Consider the following 21,785-nt stretch of genomic DNA (forward strand, 5'->3'; position numbering starts at 1 on the left):
CCAACCGGCCTCACGGTGGTACGCGTTCCGATGCCTGGCCAGCGCATCGTCACTATGGAAATCGGGTTGGACGCGCCGCTGTGTACCGAACCTGCTGGTCTCGAGGGCCTTGCTGGGCTCGTCGTCCGCACAGCTGACGAATCCACCGGCCCCCATCCCGGCGCAGCTTTCGCTGAGGCCATGGAGTCGATCGGAGCCAGCTACGACGGATCGGCCGGGTTGGCCGGAAGTCACGTCGGCGTCGATGTGCCCGTGACAAGGTTCGACGCAGCGGCTGAACTCTTCGTCGAATTGTTGAACACCACGAGCCTGGTTGAAGAGGACATCGCTCGTCAGATCGACGCGGCGCGAGCCTCCCTGGCCCAGACCAGCCAGCGTGGATCGGCCCTAGCCGAGATGGCAGCAGCACGTGCGCTATGGCCAGTGGGGTCACGGTCGTCCCTGCCCACGATCGGCACCCTCTCGTCGGTGGAAAAGCTCAACGCCGCAGCCGCACGAGAATTCTGGGCCGCGCACTGGACGATCTCCGATGCCGTGCTGGTGGTCGCCGGAGACGGAGTCGAGGACCTCGACTTGTCAATACTCGAGGAATGGACGGCCAGCGGTTCCCCCTCGCAGGTTGCTCCACTCCAGCCACGCCTCGATGGACCACGGGTGATTCTTGTTGACCGCCCCGACGCTGTGCAGGCCGACGTGCGTATCCAGCAGGCCACTGTGGGGCGCTCCCACCCGGGTTGGGCAGCCCTCAAGGTCGCATGCGGAGCCCTCGGCGGAACGTTCGGGTCGCGTCTCAACCAGGTGCTGCGGGAAGACAAGGGATGGTCTTACGGGGTCGGAATGTCGAGCCGCCCACTCCCCGATGGTGGAGTGGCGACCGTTGCGGGGTCCTTCCGGACTGAGGTTGGAGCCGACGCCGTGGCCGAGGCATTACGCATTCTCACCTCCAGCGACGATCTGCGGGCCGACGAAGTGGATGCCGCCCGCGACCACTCGGTTGGCATCGCCCCATTGCAGTACGACACCGCCAGTGCGGTCGCCCACCAAGTGGCAGCTCTGGTCGGGGCCGGACTGGCACCGAACTGGGTCGACGATCACCTTGCCGCCGTGGCATCGGCGAGGGCGAGTGCTGGGGAATGGTCGGTGAACCGGGCCTGGCGGGAGTTGCTGATCCCTGACAGTTGGCGGATCGGTGTCTGCGGTCGAGCCGAAGAGTTGGCTCCCGCACTGGCTGAGCGTGGGCTCGAGGCCGTTGTCGTTAGTCCCGCCGAGGTGCTGTCGTAGTCGGGGGCCGATGCGTCACAAACTGCCCCAAAACGCGATGGCACCGTCACAATCTCGACTTTTTGGCAGGACCAGACGACATTGCGCGAGGCTTCGACTCGCCCAAACCACCGCGCATCCTCTACACTATGGAGGTCCACGGGGCATTGGCGCAGTTGGTAGCGCGGCTGCTTTGCAAGCAGTAGGTCAGGGGTTCGAGTCCCCTATGCTCCACGTAAGATGAGAAAATCGAAACTTGCCTCGCCTGATGGCGGGGCAGTTTTGTTTCTGCGATACTTGCGCCGGGACGTCGATGCTGGTGTGGGCGAAGACGCTGGCTACGTGACTGGATCGAGGCTGGTGGTGGATGGTGGTTTGTCTCTTTGCCAGTAATGATTCTGTTGTGCCCTGGCGGAGAACGTGGGGTTTCGCGTGCTGTTCGGGGCGTGCGGTGAGGTGTTAGCTTTCCGAAACAGGGTCGGATCGCCTGTCAGGCAGTAGTTGACGGCCGAATTGCGTGCGAGGCTTCCCGGGGTCGAGGTTTCTCCGGGGCACAGCCCTCAAGTTCCGCAACCTGGCCCTACGACATCGCCCGCTCACTGCTCGAAGCCGGCGGGCTGTGACTGGTTCTCGCGGTCGAGGAAGAGGTAGACGACGGGAATCACTGGAATTACGAATAGCAGTGCGACCGCCAGCAGTTGGCCAAGCAGTCCGAATGCTCCAACGAAAACCACGCCGAGTGGTTCTGCCGGCTGCTTCTGCTCCGCTGAAACCGGGCAGAAGGGCTGAGAAGAAGTCTCCGACCTCATCCGCAGTCAATCGCCGCCGAACGTCGGCGAAGAAGCAAGTCGTCGCAGCGGCCTCGAATAGTCCGCTGATGAGAGCAGCACAGCAGCTGTGAGCTCGAGTCCTTTGGAAGCAAAGAGGCTTATGACCAGCACAGCTTCGTCCAGGTTGCCGATCAGGTAGACGAGCCCGAGCCGATGGCGCGGCACCTTGGAGACGAACAAGCCGACAACTGTTGCTCCCAGCGCCTGTGCGCTGAGCAGCCAGCCGTAGGCGCCAGGATCGCGGGGCTATCGAACCGAGACCACCTGAAGCAGCACGATTTGCAGGGCGCTTACGCCGACACCGTAAACGATCCCGGTGAACAGGTATGCCACGACACGTGGATCCCGGAAGAAGCTCTGTTGCCAGAGACGTTTCCGATCGCGGGGCGGACTCGCGTCGGGAAGTGTTGGGGCGACTGACCTCGACACCTTGGGGATTCCCAACAGAAGCGCCGCGCCAAGAATCGTCGTCAGCGTTTCTACGCAGAACAGCGTCCTGACGCTGATCAGTATGAGCGCAAGGCCAGCGAGTGCGGGGCCAATGAACTGCGGCGTTCCCCCTTGACGACGTTTTCATTGTCGATGACCCCGGATCGGAGGACGAACAGTGCGGGGGAGGCGTAGATCGTGACTAGGCCACCCAGGAGGGAAAGCATGTTCAGCTGAGCAAGGGACTGGGTGAAGGGAATGAGCACGGTGGACACCACCCAGGACCATGGAGACGCCCGCGACGATTCGGGCGTCCGCATGGCGTAGTAGCCAGGCGGAAGTTCCTCCGGCAATCATCATCGGTAGTAGCCGCAGCATGAGGGTTCTGGCGAGTTCCCCTCCGACTCCGTATCGTTGGACCAGGAGAATGGGGAATGCCACATTCGTGATCGAATAGCCAAGATTCATGATTGCCATTGCGCTGAGCAGCAGGGAAAATGATCCGGGCCTATTCACGCGATGACCGGTCAGAGTCTTCTCCCACCCGAATACTTGACGCGAAGTGAGCCGCCTAACTTAACGTGATTAAGCTAACATTCGCGATTACCATACCAGCTCTCAGAACACCTTCGAACGCTGCTAGGAGCCGGCCTTCATACACGGTGACTAGCTCGTCGACTTCGGCGTCGGTCAGAAATGTTTGAGCCATCTCAAGTAAGCGGACAGACTGACCCCGGGAGTCCACAACACAGGGTTCTGATGGCCGCTTCGATATACGGTAAACCCCTCGCGACAAGCGAGAACACGCGGTTCGTGCGACCGAGACAAAGTTCAAACTCTCACTGATCGGTGACGAAACACCTCTGACGAGCGAAAACAGTCAAGCGTGGTAGCCGGCAGATGGACGACCACTACCTCTCAGGCCACCGCTTAAGCCCCCCCTATGTGTCAAATGTCCAGAACCTCGTAGGGTGCGACGTGCAGCGCTGAGTCGACCCGTTCTGCAAGTTCACCATCCGCTGTTCGCAACTCATCCAAATTCGCAAAAACCGTAAGCGTACGATCTCCAACCGTCCAGAATTCCTTGTCCCACGTTTCTGGATGCGACCAAAGATCTTCCTTGCCTTCGGCCCAGCTTGGCAGAACACGACGCACCTTCGACACCACGGCAAATTGCTCCCTGGCAGTTGCGTAGACGGTATCAATGCGACAGCCTTGCTCGTGGTCTCGTTGCACCTTGACCAACCGACGCCCCATGAACGAGACACGGTGGTCGATCCCGTCAGTACGCAGATCTACCTCAACCTGCTCGGCCCCTCCCCTCATCAGCTTGCGACGTTTCACGTACTCGCGCAGAGCTTCGCTCACTGCAGGTGAAAACCCTCCTGCAAGCCCGGCTGCTTCTTGGAACAGGTTTTGGTCTTCGTCGGAGACATACACGTTTCTAGTGGGCATGTGCATTATTATATGCATATATCAGGGGTCAAGCACCACCCGGTACCCCATTCCGGCATCAGTGATGAGATACCGCGGCCTACTCGGCTCGGGCTCCAGCTTCTTGCGCAACTGGGAAATGTAGAGCCTCAGGTAGCCGGTGTCGGTGACGTGCTCGGAGCCCCAGACCTGACTCAGCATGGTCTGACGAGTCACCAGCCGACCCTCATTACGGATGAGCAGCTCCAGCACCCGCCACTCGGTCGGCGTGAGCCTGACATTGGCCCCGTCACGGGTCACGGTGTGCGCAGCCAGATCTACCCACACCGACCCGAAAGCGACGATTGGTTCCTCATCTACCTCGTCCTGGCCAATACGCCTTGTCAAAACGCGGATACGGGCAAGCAGCTCATCCATCGAGAATGGTTTGGTGACGTAGTCGTCAGCCCCAGCGTCAAGAGCTTCCACCTTCTCGGCCGACCCGGATCGTCCCGAGATCACCAGGATCGGCGCCGACGACCAGCCGCGCACCGCCTCAATGACCTTTACCCCGTCCAGACGCGGCATCCCGAGATCCAGCAAAATGATGTCCGGCTTGTGATCGATGGCCATCTCCAAGGCGTGCTGCCCATCACGCGCCAACAAGACCTCGTATCCCCTGGCGCCCAAGGTGATCCGCAAGGCTCGCAAAAATTGCGGGTCGTCATCAGCGATAAGAATTCTCATTGCACACTTGCCTCCTCAGCCCCTACCTGGGGCAAGCTGATCACCATCGTCAGTCCCCCGCCAGGAGTGTCCTCCAAGGCCAGGGTGCCGTCCATTCCCTCGACAAATCCCTTCGACAGCGCCAGCCCAAGCCCCAGCCCAACGCTGGAATCCGTATCACCCAGCCGCTGGAAAGGCACCATCACATCGCCGCGACGGTCCTCTGGAATCCCCGGGCCGTGATCGATGACTCGAATCTCCACCTGGTTGGCGAAGCTACTCTCCGCCAACCGCACCCGGCTGCCCGCCGGCTCGTAACGCAGCGCATTCGACAACAGGTTGACGACAACTCGCTGCAGCAAGGCTGGGTCGGCGACCATCTCGGGAACGTCAGAACCCAAGTCGATCTCGACGTCGGCCGGCCCCAGGGACAACTCGTCCAGCGCCGGCATGATGACCTCAGCCGGGTCTACCGGCATCACCGAGACCCCCAGCACCCCCGACTGCAACCGGGAGACGTCGAGAAGGTCGGTGACCAAATTCGCCAACTGCGACAACGCTTCATCAGCGGTTTCCAACAAATCGGCACGATCCTGGTCAGAAAGCTTCGACCACTCGCTGCGCAGCCCAGACACAGCGGCGGTGGCAGCCGCCAGCGGGCGACGCAGGTCGTGACCGACCGCTGACAACAACGCCGTGCGCACCCGGTCGGTGGCCGCTAACGGCTCCACCGCCTTCGCCGTCTCCTCCAGCTGACGCTGCTCCAAGGCTGTCCCCAACTGGGCGGCGATGACCGACATCAGCCGACGCTCCGAGGCGTCCGGCTCCGGGCCGTGGAATTCCACCACGGTATGGTCGTCGATGCGGTGCTCCGTGACTTGATCACTTGTTATACCCCAATTTGCCACAACCTTTCCGTCGGTCATCAATCGCGCCCCAGATAGCCCGAAAGCCTCAGTTGCTCTGGACAACAACGACTCAACGGCGTCCTCGCCGCGCAGCACCAAACCGGCCACCGACTGCAACAGTCCCGACTCAGCGGCGGCGCGTCGGGCCACCCGGGTCTTACGGGCAGCGCGATCGACAACAACACTCACCAGGGCCGCGGTGAGCAGGTACAGCAACAGTGCCACCAGGTGTAACGGTTCGTTGACGGTGACGGTGTAGAAGGGTTTAGTGAAAAAGTAGTCCAGGGCAAAACCCGAGGCCAGAGCCGCAATGAGCGACGGGAATGCCCCACCTACCAAGGCCACCACGACGGCCAGCAACTCGTAAGCCAGCACATCGGTCGTCAGCGCCTCCGGGCTACGCAACGACACCAACAGCCACGTCAAGAGTGGCCCGAACACCGCCAGCACAGCGAAACCAGCGATCCGACGCCGCGTCGACAATGACCCACCCATTCGCGGCAAACGCAGCGCCTTCGCCTGGGCGTCATGACTGACGATGTGAACGTCGATAGCACCGGAAGCCCGGATGATGTCTGCCTCGACGTCGTGTCCGGTCAACAGCCGCGAGAGTTTGCCACGCCGACTAGCCCCGATGACGAGCTGGGTGGCGTTGACCGACTTCGCGAACTCGATGAGAGTGTCGGGGATGTCATCGCCAACGAGCTGGTGGAAGGATCCTCCTAGCTTGTCCACCAACCCTCGTTGCCGGGCTAGTTCCCCCGGATGCGGGGAGCGCAGCCCGTCCTCAGTGGTGACGTGCACCGCCAGCAAGTCTCCGCCACCGGCTCGAACCGCGATCCGGGCACCGCGTCGCAGCAGGGTTTCGCCCTCCCGACCCCCTGTCAGGGCGACGACTACCCGTTCACGGGCTTCCCAACGGGAGTCGATGCCGTGCTCGCTACGGTAGTCGGCCAGCGCGTGATCGACCTCGTCGGCCACCCACAACAAGGCCAACTCACGCAGGGCGGTGAGATTGCCGAGCCGGAAGTAGTTTGACAAGGCCGCGTCGATCCGCTCGGCCGGATACACCTTGCCGCTCGACAACCGGTCGCGCAGGGCCTGCGGGGCGAGGTCGACGACCTCCACCTGGCTGGCCCTGCGCAGCACGGTGTCTGGGACAGTCTCGCGCTGTGGTACCCCAGTGATTTGCTCAACAACGTCGTTGAGGGACTCGATGTGCTGGATGTTGACCGTCGAAATGACGTCGATCCCGGCCTCCAGAAGCTCCTCAACGTCCTGCCAACGCTTCTCATTACGGGACCCGGGGGCGTTGGTGTGGGCAAGTTCGTCGACGAGGGCGACGTCAGGGTGCCGGGCCAGCACCTCGTCAAGATCCATCTCCGGCAGCTCAATGCCGCGGCATTCGACATAGTGCCGCGGGACGACCTCCATCCCCTCAGTCATCGCCGCAGTAGCTGCCCGGCCGTGAGTCTCAACAACGGCGATAACGACATCAGACCCCCCGGCGCGCAGGTGCTTGCCCTCGTCAAGCATGGCGTAGGTCTTGCCGACGCCCGGTGCCGCGCCCAGCAGCACCCGCGACCTTCCCCGAACAGCCACCGCGTCCTCCTAAGCCATGATTACCCGACCGTCAGCACCGTCAGTGCTGGCGATCCAGTTCGGCATTGAGCGTCACGACGTTGACCTTAGTCTCGCCAAGGAACCCGAGTTGGCGTCCCGTGGTGTTATCGTCAACGATCCGCCGTACGACGGCCTTGTCGAGATGACGAGCCTTCGCCACCCGAGCGATCTGGATGTCGGCGTATTCGGGGCTGATATGTGGGTCCAGACCCGACGACGACGCCGTCACAGCATCAGCGGGTACCCGGTCAGCATCGACGTGGTTGAAGGCCGCCACCTGGCTGCGACGCTCCTTGATGGCCTTCGCCAGGTCCGGGTTTTCCGGGCCCATGTTGGAACCGCCCGAGGACCTGGCATCGTAACCGTCGTCACCGGCAGCCGAGGGACGCGGCTGGAAGTACTTCGGCAACGGCCTTCCACCCTTGTCGGTGAAGGACTGGCCGATGAGGGTCGAGCCGACCACCTTGCCGTTGACCGTCAGCTGCGAGCCGTTGGCTTGGTGATAGAGCACCAACTGACCCAGCCCAGTCATGAGGCCGGTGTACACGACGCCGACAATGACAGTAAACAGCAGCATCGAGCGCAACCCGACGAGGGCGGTGCGAGTCCTAGAGGAGATGATCATGATGAACTCCGATCAGAAGCCGGGAATGAGACGGATAATCAGGTCGATAAGCCAGATGCCGATGAACGGCGCAACAACACCGCCCAACCCGTAGATGCGCAGGTTCCGTGCGAGGATTTTCGACGCTCCGGCGGGCTTGTATGCCACGCCTTTGAGGGCCAGCGGAACCAAAATAACGATGATGATAGCGTTAAAGATGATCGCCGAGAGCACCGCTGACGCCGGGGAATGCAAACCCATAATGTTGAGGGCCGACAGACCCGGGTAGGTCGCCATGAAGATCGCTGGGATGATCGCAAAATACTTGGCAATATCGTTGGCGATCGAGAAGGTCGTCAGGGCACCGCGCGTGATGAGTAGTTGCTTGCCGATTCCGACAATGCTGATGAGCTTCGTCGGGTCGGAGTCAAGGTCCACCATGTTGCCGGCTTCCTTGGCAGCCGAGGTGCCGGTGTTCATCGCGACGCCGACGTCCGCCTGGGCCAGAGCCGGGGCATCGTTGGTGCCGTCACCGGTCATCGCGACCATCCGGCCACCCTCCTGCTCCTTGCGGATGTAGGCGAGCTTGTCCTCCGGGGTGGCCTCGGCGAGGAAATCATCCACGCCGGCCTCCTTGGCAATGGCGGCTGCGGTCAGCGGGTTGTCTCCGGTCACCATGACGGTGCGGATACCCATTCGACGCAGCTCAGCAAACCGGTCGGTCAGACCCTCTTTGACGATGTCCTTGAGATAAACGACGCCGAGCACCTTGCCCGAGTGGTCGGGGGTGCGTACCGCCACGACGAGCGGGGTACCGCCAGACTGGGACACCGAGTCGACCCGGCGATCCATGTGGACCCGTGTGTCGATGTCCATATTGATGTGGGACTCCGTCAGCCAGGCGCGCACAGCAGATCCGGCACCCTTACGGATTTTGGTGCCATCGGGAAGGTCGATGCCCGACATTCTGGTCTGCGCGGTAAAGGGGACGACCTTCCCCTGCTCGCCGCAGGCATCGGGGACGAAGCCCTGCTCGCGGGCCAGGTCGACGATGGAGGTGCCCTCGGGAGTCGGGTCGGCCAGCGAAGACCGGGCGGCCGCGTCGCGAATCTCTTCGTCGCTCACATCCGACATCGGTATGAATTCGCTGGCACGACGGTTTCCGTAGGTGATGGTGCCAGTCTTGTCGAGCAGAAGAGTCGTAACGTCGCCGGCGGCCTCCACCGCGCGTCCAGACATTGCCAACACGTTGTGCTGCACCAGGCGGTCCATACCCGCGATGCCGATGGCCGACAGGAGAGCACCGATCGTCGTCGGGACGAGGCAAACCAGCAGCGCCACCAATACCGTGACGCTCACCGGCCTGGCGGCCAGGGACGCAATCGGGTTGAGGGTCAGGGTGACGAGGACAAAAACAATCGAGAGGCTCGCCAGCAAAATATTGAGGGCAATCTCGTTGGGGGTCTTCTGACGTCCGGACCCCTCAACCAGGGCGATCATGCGGTCGACGAAACTCTGCCCGGGCTTCGAGGTGATTTTGACGACGATGCGGTCCGAAAGCACTGTCGTACCACCGGTGACGGCAGAACGGTCGCCGCCGGACTCCCGTACCACGGGGGCTGACTCACCGGTGATGGCCGACTCGTCGACCGAAGCGATGCCCCAGACGATGTCGCCGTCACCAGGGATCGTCTGGCCCGCCGCCACGACGACGACGTCGCCATACCTGAGCTCCGAGGAGACGACCTCGGTTGTCGTGGTGTGCTCGGCGGACGGATCGTTCCGCTCGTCCCACCCGTCGACGCGAATTGCGCTCGTGGCGGTGCGGGTCTTGCGCAATGTCTCGGCCTGGGCCTTGCCGCGTCCCTCGGCGATCGACTCGGCAAGGTTGGCGAAGATGACGGTCAGCCACAGCCACACCGCAATGGCCGTGGAAAAACCGACGGAAACACCGCCGTCGGTGACACCAGTGAGCAGTTCCAGGCCAGCGATGATGGTTGTCAGGACTGCGCCAATCCACACCAAAAACATAACCGGGTTGCGCCACTGAGAACGCGGATCGAGCTTACGAATGGCTCCGGGCAGGGCCTGACGCACCTGAGCCCCGGTGAGACCGCGGGAACGCGAATTCGAGGGGATAACGGTCATGATCAGATCAGTCCTTCGGCCAGCGGTCCGAGCGTGAGGACCGGAAAGAAGACAAGCGCTGTAACGAGGATCGCGGTGAACACGATCAGGGTGGTGAACAACGCATTGTGCGTGGGAAGGGTGCCGGCGGTGACGGGCACTGGTTCACGTTCGACCAAGGCACCCGACAGGGCAAGGATGAGGATGATCGGTACGAAGCGCCCGAGGAGCATGGCCACACCAAGGGCGGCACACAGCCAGTTCGTCGAGGCGTCCAAACCAGCGAAGGCCGAACCATTGTTGTTGGCGGCTGAGGTGAAGGCGTATACCAGCTCGGACAGCCCGTGCTCGCCCGGGTTGGAGATCGAGGTATTGACACTACTGCGTAGGCCCGGGACAGCCAGGCTCAAGGCCACGCCGCATAGCACCAGGGTCGGCATGACGAGGATGTACAAGGCCGACAGTTTCATCTCGCGCGGGCCAATCTTCTTGCCAAGGTATTCCGGCGTACGACCGACCAGCAAGCCGGCGATGAAGACCGCGATGACGGCGATAACAAGCATGCCATAAAGACCGCTCCCCACACCGCCAGGGCTAATCTCGCCGAGCATCATGTTGAGCAGGGTGAACATCCCTCCAATGGCGGTGAAGGAGTCGTGCATCGAGTCGACTGCGCCGGTGGAGGTCATCGTCGTCGAGTTAGCGAAGAGGACCGACTGAGCCAATCCGAAACGCTGCTCCTTGCCCTCCATCGCGGCTCCCGCGAGGCGTGCGGCAGTGCCGTGGCCAGAAAATTCGGCAGCGGCCATGGCAAATAGGTTGACGGTGAACAGGACGACCATCGCAGCGAGTATCGCCCTGCCCTGCCGCACATCTTCCACCATCTTCCCGAAGGTGCGAGGCAGTGAGAACGGGATGAGCAGGATGAGGAAGATCTCGAGCATGTTCGTCCACGGTTGCGGATTCTCGAAGGGGTGAGACGAGTTACCGTTAAAGAAACCACCACCGTTAGTGCCAAGCTCCTTGATGGCCTCCTGAGAGGCGACGGGGCCTCCCGGGATGACCTGGTTTCCGCCAGCTACACCGGTCACGTGCAGGAACCCGGTGAAATTCTGGACCGCGCCACCAACGATGAGCAGGAAAGCCGCTACGGCGGCAATCGGCATCAGGATGCGCAACGTGCAGCGGGTGATATCCACCCAGAAGTTCCCGATGGTGTGCTCACCACGGCCAACGAATCCGCGAATCAGCGCAACCGCGATCGCGATGCCGGTAGCGGCGGAGACGAAATTCTGCACACACAGGCCAGCGAGCTGGACGAAGTGCCCGAGGGTCGCCTCCGGTGAGTAGGCCTGCCAATTGGTGTTCGTGACGAAAGAGATCGCGGTGTTGAAGGAGACCGCCGGATTGACTGATCCCTTCCCCAGGGACCATGGCAGCCACGGCTGGAGACGTTGCAGAGCGTAGAGGAGGACGACTCCGCAGAAACTGAAAGCCAGCACTGCGCGAGCATAAGACTTCCACGTCTGACCAGCACGGGGATTGACCCCCATGACGCGGTAGCACCAGGTCTCGACCCTCGTGTCCTTGTCAGAGGTGAAGACACGGGCCATGTAGGTACCCAGGTGATGTTGGGCGATACCGAGCGCGATGGCGAGCAGAGCCAGACCCGCCAGGAAACAGATCCACGTCATTAGAAACGCTCCGGGCGGATAAGGGCAATCACGAGATACACAACGGCGGCGATACCGAGGATGGCGGCCACCAGATTAAGGATGGTCATAGCGCATCGACCCCCTTCACGCACAGGGCGAGCAGGATGAACAAGGCGATGACACCGAGCAGCCAGATGACGTCGAGCATGACAGGCTCCTTGACAACGACCCGGGGTTTCCGGGGTGCCGGTTGTGGCACCACCACCCATCGAAACCGCGCGACCCGGCCGTTGTCGCGCTTCCCTACGGATCCCATATGGGGGTGTGCGAGATCCTGACGTTTTCCTAACACTCCCAGTTCCAAACGGTTCTGGGAGCGCTAGTTACCCCGGCGACCCCCATCACACAGGTTCCACGTACCATCCCCTCCTTGGCCTCATCATCATTACGACCCTCCTCGCCACATCACCCTCTTCCCGCCATGGACCCGTCACCACGATGTCCCTTCACCTCCTCCAACCTGAGTGTGGTGATTGGGGTGGTAGCTGCCCGTGATGCCATCTCACGTGGTTGGGATGCGGGTGGATGACGACTTATCCACAGCCAGTACGGCTGACCTGGGCCGGGTTGTCCACAGGTTCAAAAAACGTGGCACATCTACGGGCCTGTACCGATAACTGTCGACATGAGGGAAAATTTCGAACTGGAGCTGCGTAGCAACGGCGGGGTGGCGCGCATTGTCCGTGACAGCCCATTGCGAGGCCAGGCTGACCGGTCCGTCACCCGGGGCGATACGGTACGCATCCTGCCGGGAGTGGTGGCCACCACCGGCGCTGCCCGCCGCGTCACTACGATGATTCAAGCACTGAAGTTATGGCACCGCGGTGCGACGCTGGTCGGCATGGCCGCCTTGGTGTTGCTCGGATTGAAGAATCCGGTCACTCAGCGCCGCTGGGACTACACCGGCATCCAGGCCATCGAGGCGTTCTCGCCCACTCGCCGTCTGAGGCGACCCCGTATCTGGGTGCATCGCTGGCACGTGCCCCACCATTTCACCATCGAAGAAGAAGGAATACGAGTCGCGATCCCGGAGGTATCGGTGATCATCCTGGCAATCCAGGGACAGTGGGACTGGGTGTGCCAGGCTCTGCGCCAACGCCTAGTGACCCCGGCCTCATGCCGGGCGGTCCGTAAAGCCCTCACCGGCCGGTATTCGAAGGCCGAAGTCGACCGTGCGCTAGCCGACATCGACCTAAATCCTTGGTCGATCCCGGAGCTGGAATTAGCACGAATCCTACGGGCAACCGGGATCACTGGTCACAAGCCGAACCACCAAGTCTGGGTTGGTGAGGGGAATTATCGCTATGTCCTGGATCAAGCGTTCCAGGCTGAGATGCTGGGCGTGGAAATGGAAGGCCGCTCGGTCCACGGTACCCCGGAAGGGTACGAGGCGATGATGGTGCGTTCGGCCCATCTGGAGCAGGCCGGGTGGAGGATCCTGCACACCACCCCGACGATGCTGCGGCGCGATCCGAAGTTCGTGCTGGACTGGATCATCAATCACTTGCACAAACGCCACCGCCCCAAGACCACGCTCACCAACCAGGTCCTGCGCCAGATCATGAATAGCGCCGTACCGGCGTAAACCTTGCTGACTTCTCTAGCTAGACGGCAGGTGATTGTGTCCGGTTGTGGAAATCAGGGTTACGAACCCACGGTCTGCAACCCCACCAGGCATCCCCGACGATCACGACCCGTATCACCACACGGAGCTGAGGTGAACAGAGTAGAAGCGTCAACACGGGATAAAGTCACAGCCCCGCGGAGGAAGACGGGACCGCAACCTCAATGGCCTACGCCAACGGGGGAAACAACGTCAGCCCACCAAACCTCCTCAGAGCATCAGCTAACCCGAACCTCATCGAAAGACTGCACAACCTGCCGCACCACTGCAGCAGGGTCATCGGAGGCCATGATGGCCCGCACCATCGCGACACCGGCCACACCGGTGGCCGCCAAAACAGGGACATCGGCCACCTGGACGTCACCGATAGCGACAACCGGCAGACTGCTCGCCCCTACTAAGGCCGGATACCCCTGAACGCCGAGCGGGGAGCGGCCCGATTCCTTGGTCGGGGTGGGTCGGAAGGGTCCGGCACCCACATAGTCGAGCGCATCAGCGAACGGTTCGGCCGATCTCACGAGGTCCAAGGTCCCCGTGGTGTAACCGACGATCGCGTCGGGGCCCAGCATCGCCCGCGCATCACGCACCGGCAAATCCGTCAATCCGACGTGCACCCCGTGGACGTTCCCCCGCGCCCGTATGGCCGCCCAGGCAACATCGGCGCGGTCATCCACGACCACCCGCGTCGCGGGGTTCGCTCGACGAACCGCCTCGCCGACCTGCAAAACCAGGCTGAGCAGATCACGAGTGGACAATTCCTTGGCCCGTACCTGCACCATCCCGGCACCCGCCCCAGCGGCCGCTGCCGCAGTCTCGATGGTGTGCCGATCAATCCCCGACGTCACCAAATAGCACCGCAGGTCTAAAGTCATCTCATCTCCTATTTTGCGGTTCTCGCCGCCTTGTCAAGGGCGTCACGCAGCTGCGCCCGAAAACTTCCGGGTCCGCCAGCACGCGCTGCTGCAACCTCCCCGGCCACGTCAGGCCCAGCATCAAGGAATTCCCGAGCCATCCGGGTACGTACCGGGGCTAGCCCGATAGTCGTCGAGTCGAGCACCCACGGGGTTCCTTCGGGCCGCGCGGCAACGGTGGCGGTAGGGCAATGGACCATCGGGGCCCGACGACACCCGCCCGCAGGGCAGCGCGTCCCTCAGAGGGCATCGACGTTCCAGCCGAGGCCCGGCGCGCAACAGACACAAGTATGGTCATGTGAATCTTTGTGCTGACGAGCTGGTCAGACCCGCAAAGCTTGGTCGAAGAACTCCAATTCGTGACGGCAGGCCGTCAGGTAGGCGTGGGCAGCGCGAGCCCTGGTGACGGCGGAGGCGTTCTGGAAGGCTTTCTCCACCAGACCGATGGTGTGTGACGCCCCCTCGACGAACTCGGGATCCCCATAGGTCTGCAACCATGAGGCGTAAGGGTGGTCGTCGGGAACGTGCGGAACCTTGGCACCCAAGTGTGCATAAAGCCAGAAACAAGGCAGTACCGCTGCCGTACCGACGACGTAGTCGTCACCCAATGCCCGGGCCAGCAGGAAGTCCGTGTAGGCCAAGGTCACCGGCCCGGCAACCACGTCGATGTGATCCCCTAGCCAAGAGCGGTGCAGTTCTGCCTCCTCCACAAGACACGCCTGAGAGGACTGCGCCCACCACACTGACTCCTCCGGGTCGACAGCACGAGCCGCCAAGGATGCCAAAGCTCGTGAATAGTAGGTGAGGTACTGAGCATCTTGCCCCAGGTAGAACTCGAAGGCCGGCTTCGACAAGGTGCCGTCGACGAGAACGGCAACAAAATCCGAGTCCTCAATGCGACGCGCGATGTCCCCACTTGCTTGCCACAGGGCCGTCGTCCATGGCCCGGCTGGAGCAACCACCGCGTCCGGTGCAGGCTCAGCCGATACAACCAACCCTTGTGGAGATTCCAATGGGTCGATGGGCGCGAACCACGCCACTGCTGAAGCGTCCTCGGCCAGCCGACGTGCTCGATGGGAGTGGTCCACCGGGCCGTGACCCTTACCGACGTTCAGCGCCGACCCGTACTGAATCGCCTCGTGCAGCCAGTCGGTGACCCACGCCAGGGCATCCCCCGGGGTGTCACCGGCACCCAACCGGGTCGCCAAGGCTGAGGACAGTGAGCACCCGGTACCGTGGGTGTTGGTCGTCTCCACCCGCGCCGCCGGGGCGACGTGCATTGCTCCTTCCGTCGTCACCCACATATTGTCGACCCGCTGCGAATTCAAATGCCCGGTCTTGACGACGACGGCCACTCCCGTCTCAGCCGCCCACCGACGAGCCTGCTCCACGGCCTGCTCCGGGGTCGTCGCCGGCTCGCTCTGGCACAGCACCGCGAGCTCCGGAATATTCGGGGTGATGACGGTCGCGCGGCGACAAAACTCGCGCATGGCAGCCTCTGCGTCGGGGGCAAGGAGGCGGTCCCCGCTGGTGGCGACCATTACCGGATCGACGACGACTACCAGCGGTCGATGCTCGTCGAGGAAGGTCGCAACCGCGTCAACGATCTCAGCGGTGCCGAGCATCCCGGTTTTGACGGCGTCGATTCTCACGTCATCGCTGACAGCGGCCAGTTGCTGGACCAGGAAGTCGGTCGGCGGGGTGTGGATGGCGCGCACCCCTTCGGTGTTCTGGGCCACCAAGGAGGTGACGACAGCCATCGCATATCCACCTGCCGCGATGATCGATTTGGTGTCGGCTGCGGTGCCAGCTTCCCCGGACGGATCGGTACCCGCAATTGACAGGACGCGGGGAATTGTTCCCCGCTCGGCAAGCGCATCACTAATGGTCATCTCGGACATCCCTTCGCCAGTACGAACTAGATCAGGTTCCACGGGTGTGATCTCAGCGCCACCGAGGCGCACCCCGTGTCCATGGGCCAGTATGCCACCCCACCACGACGTGCGCTCCGCCGCTGAAAACTGACCGAACACCCGTAAAACTCCTACAAAAGTCATTGCCAGGGGTCCATTAAGCGGTTATAGCGCTATCGTGGGAACTGGTCGGAAGTTCACCGGAGAACTTCCGACGAAGTCGTATGAGGAGCACGTCATGACGAACTTCCAAGACATTTATCAACACAGCTACCCGGTGAGTCCGGATGGCAACCCTTTCGTGCAGAACGACCTAGGCCGCTACACCCAGAACCATCCTGTTCCGCCCGATGACGTCGCTGAACGCAAGGCATACCTCGTCGGCTCTGGCATCGCCTCGCTTCTTGCTGCTGCCTACTTGATTCGAGACGCCCAGATGCCTGGGGAGAACATCACCATCCTCGAGGAAATGTCAGAACCCGGCGGCGCGTTCGACGGAGCAGGGGATACGGAGAAAGGCTTCATCGCTCGCGGTGGTCGTGAGATGGGACAACACTTCGAGTGTTTCTGGGACATCATGAAAGACATCCCAGCCTTGGAGATGCCCGAGCCCTACAGCGTTCTGGACGAATTCCGGATCGTGAACGAGAACGACCCCAACATCAACCCGTGTCGTATCATCAACAGTTGCGGTCACAAGCGCGACGCCTCAAAGATGGGGCTCAACAAGAAGGGCCAGCTCGACATCATGAGGCTCTTGCTGGCCAAGGAGTCGGACACCTACTACAAGTCGATCGAGGACTGGTTCGACGAGGACTTCCTGCAATCCACCTTCTACCTGCTGTGGAAGACGATGTTCGCCTTCGAGCAGTGGCAGTCCCTCACGGAGCTCAAACGGTACATGCACCGCTTCCTGCAGTATCTTCCCGGTTTCTCGAATCTGTCCTGTCTGCGATTCAGCCGCTACAACCAGCACGACTCTTTCGTCGTCCCGTTGGTGAAGTGGCTCACCGAAAAGGGCGTGAACTTCCAATACGACACCCTCGTCTACGACGTCGACCTAGAGATCACCGCCCACCGCAAGATCGCCCGCGGCATCCTGTGGCGCGATAAGGAGGGTGGCGAGCATCGCATCGACATGTCCGCCAAGGACCTGGTGTTCGTGACCAACGGTTCACTTACCGAGTGCACCGGATACGGCGACATGGACACCCCCGCCCCTTACCACAAAGACATGCAGGCCGGCTGGGAGCTGTGGCGCAACCTGGTTCGCCGCTCCCCCGCGTTCGGACGTCCCGATGTCTTCTGCGGCGACGCTGACAAGACGGTGTGGCAATCAATCAGCTTCAACTTCATCGGTCGTGATCACCCGTTCCTCAAGAAGATCAAGGAGCTGACCGGCAACGATCCGTTGTCCGGGCGCACCGTCACCGGCGGCATCATCACCGCCGAGGACTCGTCGTGGTGCATCTCGCTGACGATGAATCGCCAGCCACAGTTCCACGGCCAGCCTGAAGACTGGGGCGTGGCATGGGCCTACGGGCTGTACCCGTTCGAGAAGGGCGACGTCGTCAACAAGACAATGCTGGAATGCACCGGCGAGGAGCTGCTCAAAGAGTACTGCTACCACTTCGGACTGCTCGACCAGTTCGAGGAGGTCAAGGCCCACACCAAGGTGCGAATCGCGACGATGCCGTGGATCACAGCCTTCTTCATGCCCCGTGGCAAGGGTGATCGCCCGGAGGTCATCCCGGACGGCTGCGTCAATCTGGCTTGCCTAGGCCAGTTCGTCGAAACCCCCGATGACTGCGTCTTCACCACCGAGGGTTCGGCACGCACCGCAATGATAGCCGTCTACGGCCTGCTCGACCTTGACCGTGACATCCCGCCGATCTGGCCAACCCAGTACGACATCCGCTCCCTGCTAGCCTCCGCCAAAACCCTCAACAATGGTCGCCTACCCGGTAGTTGGCTGTTGTCGAAGCTGTTGAAGAACACCTACTACGAGGACATCCTGCCGTGACGCCCTGACGATGCGGTTTCGGGGCGGTTGAATAACACCATGACCGCCCCGAACCGCGTTCCCTCCCGGTGCTTGTCCATCACCCGACTACGCGACCTACTGCTGGCCGATATCCCGGCCTCCCGTCTGGTCATCGCCTGTGACACGATCGGCGGCATCGGGCCGCGTCCCGACGATTCCTATCCGGCCGACCCGGTGTGGTGCGCCCACTTGGGAGCGCGAGTGCCGCTGCTGGAGGTGCTGTGCGCCGGTGCGCGTCCGCTTGTCCTCGTCGACACACTGTGCCAGGACAGTGCATCTGCTCAGCCCATGATTGCCGAATTCCGACGCTGTGCGCTCGACGCCGGGATCGACCCAGATGCGGTTACCGGATCGACGGAGGACAACGTCGCCACCACCCAAACCGGCGTCGGGGTGACGATTATCGGCGTCATGCACCACGAGGATGTGCCGAAGTCCCTAGACGGAGACGTCTTGGTGTGTGTCGGCGCTCCGATCTCGGCCCCTAACGACGACGTCGCCCTTGGTCGGCGCGAGATTGTGGGCGTCACGGAGGTTAAGGCACTAATGGCTTCTGGGAAGGTGCACGACTGCGTCCCTGTCGGGTCTCATGGGGTGGCCTGGGAGGCCAAACAGCTGGCCTCCACTGCGGGACTGCGCGTCGCATTCCAACCCACCGACGTCGACCTAACCCGCTCTGGCGGCCCGGCCACATGCGTCGTCATGGCCTGTGCCAAAACCAATCTTGAGCAGTTGCACGCCCTGGTCAATCCGGAACGACCGTGGGCAGTCATCGGGCACCTGCGCTCCTGACGATTCGCTACCTGGAACTACCTGCAGCATTTTCCATCCCTCGCGACGAACCCCATATGCATGGTGTTAGTGTGCGATTGCCTCGAGTCGGATTCGGTTTGGGGCACTCCGCAGTGGGCGAAGTCGGTGCAAATCCGACACTGTCGCGCAACGGTAATGCCTGCAAGGCTCAGTCCGGTCGACTCTCTGAGGAGTGGCAGTTGTTAACTCTCGCCGTAGGAGTCTGCCGGGCACACTATGTGCGCCTCAGCGAAACCTGCGGCATGACCGCAGGAAGAACCGCGTGAGTACTCCGAGAACGATGCCGAGGAGGATCTCGGCCCTCATTACCCTCTTCGTCGCACCCGCCCTGGCCCTGACGGGCTGCTCGGGTTCGAGCAACAGAACCACCTCACTGAACACCTCGACAGCCACCCCGTCAGTCGGCACCGGTGCCAACATGTCGGGGTGCATCAAGTCTGGGGAGTTCGACAAGGACAAGGATTACTTCGGCGACAAGGCCACCTTCACCGGGGCCAGGAACGTCCACGTCAGCTACCACAAGTCCTACAAGGTTCTCACCCTCGGTGAGCAGGACAGGCCGGCACAGACCTTCGTGCTGCTGCAGTGCGGTGCCCCCAAGCCGGCACTCACTGGTGACCTCGCCAAGGCCCCGATCATCGACGTCCCGGTCAAACGGGTCGTCGCCTCCTCCACCACCCAGATTCCGGTCTTCCACACCTTGGGGGCCCTGGACTCTATCGTCGGCGTCAACCAGATCGAGCAGATCTATCGCGGACCGGCACGTAAGGCCCTTGAGGCCCGCCACATACCAAGCTACGGATCGAGCAGGATGCAGATCGACACAGAGAAGATCATCTCCCTCAAACCCGACGCCGTGCTGGCTGCCAGCTCAGAGGTGGGAGAGTTCAAGCAGGTGCAGTCCGCCGGCATCCCGGTGCTGCAAGACCTCGACTACCTCGAGTCCACCCCGCTGGCTCGGGCCGAGTGGATGAAGGCCTACGGCATCCTTCTCAACAAGGAGGGCGCCGCCACGAAGAGTTTCGACAGCATCGCCGAGCGTTACGCCGAGGTGGCGAAGAAGGCCAAGAACGCTGCCGACAAACCCAGCGTGCTCGTCGGTCAGGAGACCAAGGGGCAGTGGTACGTCCCGGGGGCCGACTCCTACATGATCAAGTTCATGACCGACGCCGGAGCTTCCGACGTCATGGCCCAGGCCGTCAAGGGCAACGGAGCCACCCCAACCGACGCCGAGGTCGTCTTCAAGTACGGTTCCAAGGCCGACTTCTGGCTCAACGGCAACTACATGTCCATGACGACGTGGCACGGCAAGGATGACGCCCTCAAGCAGAACCCGCGCTACGCGAACCTGTCGGCCTTTCAGCATGGCAACGTCTGGAACCCCAGCAAACGCACTGCCCCAGACACCGGAAACGACTTCTGGCAGTCCGGGATCGTCCAGCCCGACGTCGTACTGGCTGACCTCACCTACATCTTCCACCCAGACCTCATGAAGGGGTACACCCCGTACTACTACACCAAGCTCAGCTGATCCCTCGACGGCGTTGCTCGCCGCACACCCTCCCTTCACCATTTTCTGGAGCAAACATGTCCATCAATCGTCTGGTGGCGGGTCTGGCCGCCACCACCATGTGCGTCGCCACCCTCACCGGGTGCTCACACTCCGAGCAGTCGGGTTCCTCGGCGAACACGTCGTCCAGCGGGTCCTCCCGGCAGGGCTGCATCAAGGACTTCGACCCCTCGAAGGATTACTTCGGCGACAAGGCCACCTTAGGCGACGCTCGCGACATCACCGTGTCGTACCACAAGTCGTACAAGGTCGTGACGCTCAAGCACCCGTCGAACACCGCGACGAAACCGGTGCAGTACGTCCTGGTGCAGTGTGGTGTCCCCGACCCGCATCTGGACGGTGAGCTCGCCAAGGCGCAGCGGATCACCATTCCCACCACTAAGGTGGCGTTGGGCTCGACGACCCTGCCAATGAAGTTTCAGATGTTGGGAAAGCTGGACTCCGTGGCTGGCATGGTCAACGTCGACAGAGTCGGGAATCCGGACACTCGTCAGGCCCTCAAGGACCACAAGGTCGCCAGTTTCGCGGCAGGCGACAACGCCACCGAGATCAACACCGAGAAATTGGCGGCATTGCGCCCGGACCTGTTCATCTTCAACCTCGTCAGCGGCAGCGACAACACCAGCAAGATCGACAAGATCAAGGAGATGGGCATCCCGGTCGTTGCCGAGCCGAACTTCCTCGAGAGCACCCCGCTGGGACGTGCCGAGTGGATCAAGTACGACTCGTTGTTCGTCAATGCCGAGAAGACTGCGAACCAGAAGTATGACGAGATCGCCGAGAAGTACCACGCGACCGCGAAACGCACCGCCAAGGTCAAGACACGACCGACCGTGCTCCACGGATCACAGTACAAGGGCGTCTGGTACATCAAACCCAACGAGAACTACGCCATCCAGTTCCTGCGTGACGCCGGTGGTGAGTACGTGTTCAAGGACCTCCACGGGGTGGCCTCGAGGAAGCTGGACACCGAGGCCGTCATCAAGCAGGCCCACGACGCCGACTTCTGGATCGACGGGCCGGAGAAGTCGTCCATCCCGCAGATCCTCAAGGCCGACCCACGTCTGAAGTCGCTCAAGGCCCTCGACAACGGCAATATGTGGGACGCCACCCCGCGAGCCGACCCGAAGCACGGCAACGACTACTGGCAGACCGGAGTCGTACGTCCCGACCTCGTCCTGGCGAACCTGACGGCGATCCTGCACCCCGAGCTGGACCGCGATCACCAGTTCCACTTCTACCGCAAGGCCACCGCGAAGTGACTGCACCTCGGTA

22 protein-coding genes, 1 tRNA gene and 1 riboswitch are annotated in these 21,785 nt (G+C 62.0%); of the genes, 8 read left to right on the plus strand and 15 right to left on the minus strand.

The genetic code is table 11. The annotated features are described in order from the left end of the window. The first annotated feature begins 30 nt into the window (after positions 1-30). Positions 31-1,281, plus strand: coding sequence for a M16 family metallopeptidase (locus ACOYO3_RS11620; protein ID WP_002521000.1), 1,251 nt, complete (start codon positions 31-33; stop codon positions 1,279-1,281). 140 nt (positions 1,282-1,421) lie between these two features. Further along, a tRNA-Ala gene (locus ACOYO3_RS11625) sits at positions 1,422-1,494 on the plus strand. Positions 1,495-1,856: 362 nt separating this feature from the next. Here the strand turns inward: ACOYO3_RS11625 and ACOYO3_RS11630 are convergent. Both ACOYO3_RS11630 and ACOYO3_RS11635 read right to left on the minus strand, forming a co-directional pair. Beyond that, positions 1,857-2,069: a hypothetical protein gene (locus ACOYO3_RS11630; protein ID WP_002512837.1), complete on the minus strand. Its 213-nt coding sequence runs from the start codon at positions 2,067-2,069 to the stop codon at positions 1,857-1,859. Positions 2,070-2,075: 6 nt separating this feature from the next. Beyond that, complete coding sequence (locus ACOYO3_RS11635; RefSeq protein ID WP_002512836.1) at positions 2,076-2,270, minus strand: hypothetical protein; 195 nt, start codon at positions 2,268-2,270, stop codon at positions 2,076-2,078. Between ACOYO3_RS11635 and ACOYO3_RS11640 the strand changes: the two genes are divergently transcribed. Beyond that, on the plus strand, positions 2,244-2,510 hold the full coding sequence (locus tag ACOYO3_RS11640) for a hypothetical protein (protein WP_002524608.1): 267 nt from the start codon (positions 2,244-2,246) through the stop codon (positions 2,508-2,510). The genes ACOYO3_RS11635 and ACOYO3_RS11640 overlap by 27 nt on opposite strands. An 86-nt stretch (positions 2,511-2,596) precedes the next feature. Here the strand turns inward: ACOYO3_RS11640 and ACOYO3_RS11645 are convergent, their stop codons facing one another. The 9 genes from ACOYO3_RS11645 to ACOYO3_RS11685 all read right to left on the minus strand — a co-directional run bounded on the left by ACOYO3_RS11645 (position 2,597) and on the right by ACOYO3_RS11685 (position 11,891). Then, positions 2,597-2,839, minus strand: a complete 243-nt coding sequence (locus ACOYO3_RS11645; protein WP_002520998.1) for a hypothetical protein — start codon at positions 2,837-2,839, stop codon at positions 2,597-2,599. 628 nt (positions 2,840-3,467) lie between these two features. After that, positions 3,468-3,992 (minus strand): EXLDI protein, encoded by a 525-nt coding sequence (locus ACOYO3_RS11650; protein WP_002522891.1) that lies wholly within the window; start codon positions 3,990-3,992, stop codon positions 3,468-3,470. A gap of 3 nt (positions 3,993-3,995) precedes the next feature. Continuing rightward, entirely contained in the window at positions 3,996-4,679 is a 684-nt protein-coding gene (locus ACOYO3_RS11655; protein WP_002524607.1) for a response regulator, read from the minus strand. After that, the gene (locus tag ACOYO3_RS11660; protein ID WP_002550546.1) at positions 4,676-7,168 is read right to left on the minus strand and encodes a sensor histidine kinase; all 2,493 of its coding nucleotides are present in this window, start codon (positions 7,166-7,168) and stop codon (positions 4,676-4,678) included. The genes ACOYO3_RS11655 and ACOYO3_RS11660 overlap by 4 nt, the downstream gene beginning before the upstream one ends. 40 nt (positions 7,169-7,208) lie before the next feature. Then, positions 7,209-7,814: a potassium-transporting ATPase subunit KdpC gene (kdpC, locus tag ACOYO3_RS11665; RefSeq protein ID WP_002512831.1), complete on the minus strand. Its 606-nt coding sequence runs from the start codon at positions 7,812-7,814 to the stop codon at positions 7,209-7,211. A gap of 12 nt (positions 7,815-7,826) precedes the next feature. Beyond that, positions 7,827-9,941: a potassium-transporting ATPase subunit KdpB gene (gene kdpB / locus ACOYO3_RS11670; protein WP_002512830.1), complete on the minus strand. Its 2,115-nt coding sequence runs from the start codon at positions 9,939-9,941 to the stop codon at positions 7,827-7,829. 2 nt (positions 9,942-9,943) lie between these two features. Beyond that, complete coding sequence (gene kdpA / locus ACOYO3_RS11675) at positions 9,944-11,614, minus strand: potassium-transporting ATPase subunit KdpA (protein ID WP_002512829.1); 1,671 nt, start codon at positions 11,612-11,614, stop codon at positions 9,944-9,946. After that, the gene (locus ACOYO3_RS11680) at positions 11,614-11,703 is read right to left on the minus strand and encodes a potassium-transporting ATPase subunit F (protein WP_002524221.1); all 90 of its coding nucleotides are present in this window, start codon (positions 11,701-11,703) and stop codon (positions 11,614-11,616) included. The genes kdpA and ACOYO3_RS11680 overlap by 1 nt, the downstream gene beginning before the upstream one ends. Next, the gene (locus ACOYO3_RS11685; protein WP_002520991.1) at positions 11,700-11,891 is read right to left on the minus strand and encodes a hypothetical protein; all 192 of its coding nucleotides are present in this window, start codon (positions 11,889-11,891) and stop codon (positions 11,700-11,702) included. Before ACOYO3_RS11685 ends, ACOYO3_RS11680 begins: the two co-directional genes overlap by 4 nt. A gap of 369 nt (positions 11,892-12,260) precedes the next feature. On the opposite strand from ACOYO3_RS11685, the gene ACOYO3_RS11690 reads away from it, so the two are divergent. Then, the gene (locus ACOYO3_RS11690) at positions 12,261-13,220 is read left to right on the plus strand and encodes an endonuclease domain-containing protein (protein ID WP_002512826.1); all 960 of its coding nucleotides are present in this window, start codon (positions 12,261-12,263) and stop codon (positions 13,218-13,220) included. Positions 13,221-13,477: 257 nt separating this feature from the next. Here the strand turns inward: ACOYO3_RS11690 and ACOYO3_RS11695 are convergent, their stop codons facing one another. From ACOYO3_RS11695 to ACOYO3_RS11705, 3 genes are all read right to left on the minus strand, one after another. After that, a complete protein-coding gene (locus tag ACOYO3_RS11695) occupies positions 13,478-14,131 on the minus strand; it encodes a thiamine phosphate synthase (protein ID WP_002520990.1) in 654 nt (217 codons plus the stop codon). 8 nt (positions 14,132-14,139) lie between these two features. After that, the gene (locus tag ACOYO3_RS11700; protein WP_048738836.1) at positions 14,140-14,370 is read right to left on the minus strand and encodes a hypothetical protein; all 231 of its coding nucleotides are present in this window, start codon (positions 14,368-14,370) and stop codon (positions 14,140-14,142) included. A gap of 123 nt (positions 14,371-14,493) precedes the next feature. Next, the gene (locus ACOYO3_RS11705) at positions 14,494-16,071 is read right to left on the minus strand and encodes a bifunctional hydroxymethylpyrimidine kinase/phosphomethylpyrimidine kinase (protein WP_032500018.1); all 1,578 of its coding nucleotides are present in this window, start codon (positions 16,069-16,071) and stop codon (positions 14,494-14,496) included. Next, positions 16,054-16,148: riboswitch (TPP riboswitch) on the minus strand. It overlaps the preceding gene by 18 nt. A gap of 173 nt (positions 16,149-16,321) precedes the next feature. Between ACOYO3_RS11705 and ACOYO3_RS11710 the strand changes: the two genes are divergently transcribed. Both ACOYO3_RS11710 and ACOYO3_RS11715 read left to right on the plus strand, forming a co-directional pair. Continuing rightward, positions 16,322-18,106 carry an oleate hydratase gene (locus tag ACOYO3_RS11710; RefSeq protein WP_002525536.1) on the plus strand — a complete coding sequence of 595 codons (1,785 nt, stop codon included), beginning with the start codon at positions 16,322-16,324 and terminating at the stop codon, positions 18,104-18,106. 39 nt (positions 18,107-18,145) lie between these two features. After that, positions 18,146-18,919, plus strand: a complete 774-nt coding sequence (locus ACOYO3_RS11715) for a hypothetical protein (protein WP_002512821.1) — start codon at positions 18,146-18,148, stop codon at positions 18,917-18,919. Positions 18,920-19,165: 246 nt separating this feature from the next. Here the strand turns inward: ACOYO3_RS11715 and ACOYO3_RS11720 are convergent, their stop codons facing one another. Then, a complete protein-coding gene (locus tag ACOYO3_RS11720) occupies positions 19,166-19,360 on the minus strand; it encodes a hypothetical protein (RefSeq protein ID WP_002522886.1) in 195 nt (64 codons plus the stop codon). Here ACOYO3_RS11720 and ACOYO3_RS11725 point away from each other — a divergent pair. Both ACOYO3_RS11725 and ACOYO3_RS11730 read left to right on the plus strand, forming a co-directional pair. Continuing rightward, entirely contained in the window at positions 19,359-20,471 is a 1,113-nt protein-coding gene (locus ACOYO3_RS11725; protein ID WP_002520987.1) for an ABC transporter substrate-binding protein, read from the plus strand. The genes ACOYO3_RS11720 and ACOYO3_RS11725 overlap by 2 nt on opposite strands. A gap of 56 nt (positions 20,472-20,527) precedes the next feature. Continuing rightward, on the plus strand, positions 20,528-21,772 hold the full coding sequence (locus tag ACOYO3_RS11730; RefSeq protein WP_002524604.1) for an ABC transporter substrate-binding protein: 1,245 nt from the start codon (positions 20,528-20,530) through the stop codon (positions 21,770-21,772). The last annotated feature ends 13 nt before the right edge of the window (positions 21,773-21,785 follow it).

Origin of the sequence: Cutibacterium sp. KBN10P07758 (assembly GCF_050286205.1) — a bacterium.
GTDB lineage: Bacteria > Actinomycetota > Actinomycetes > Propionibacteriales > Propionibacteriaceae > Cutibacterium > Cutibacterium acnes.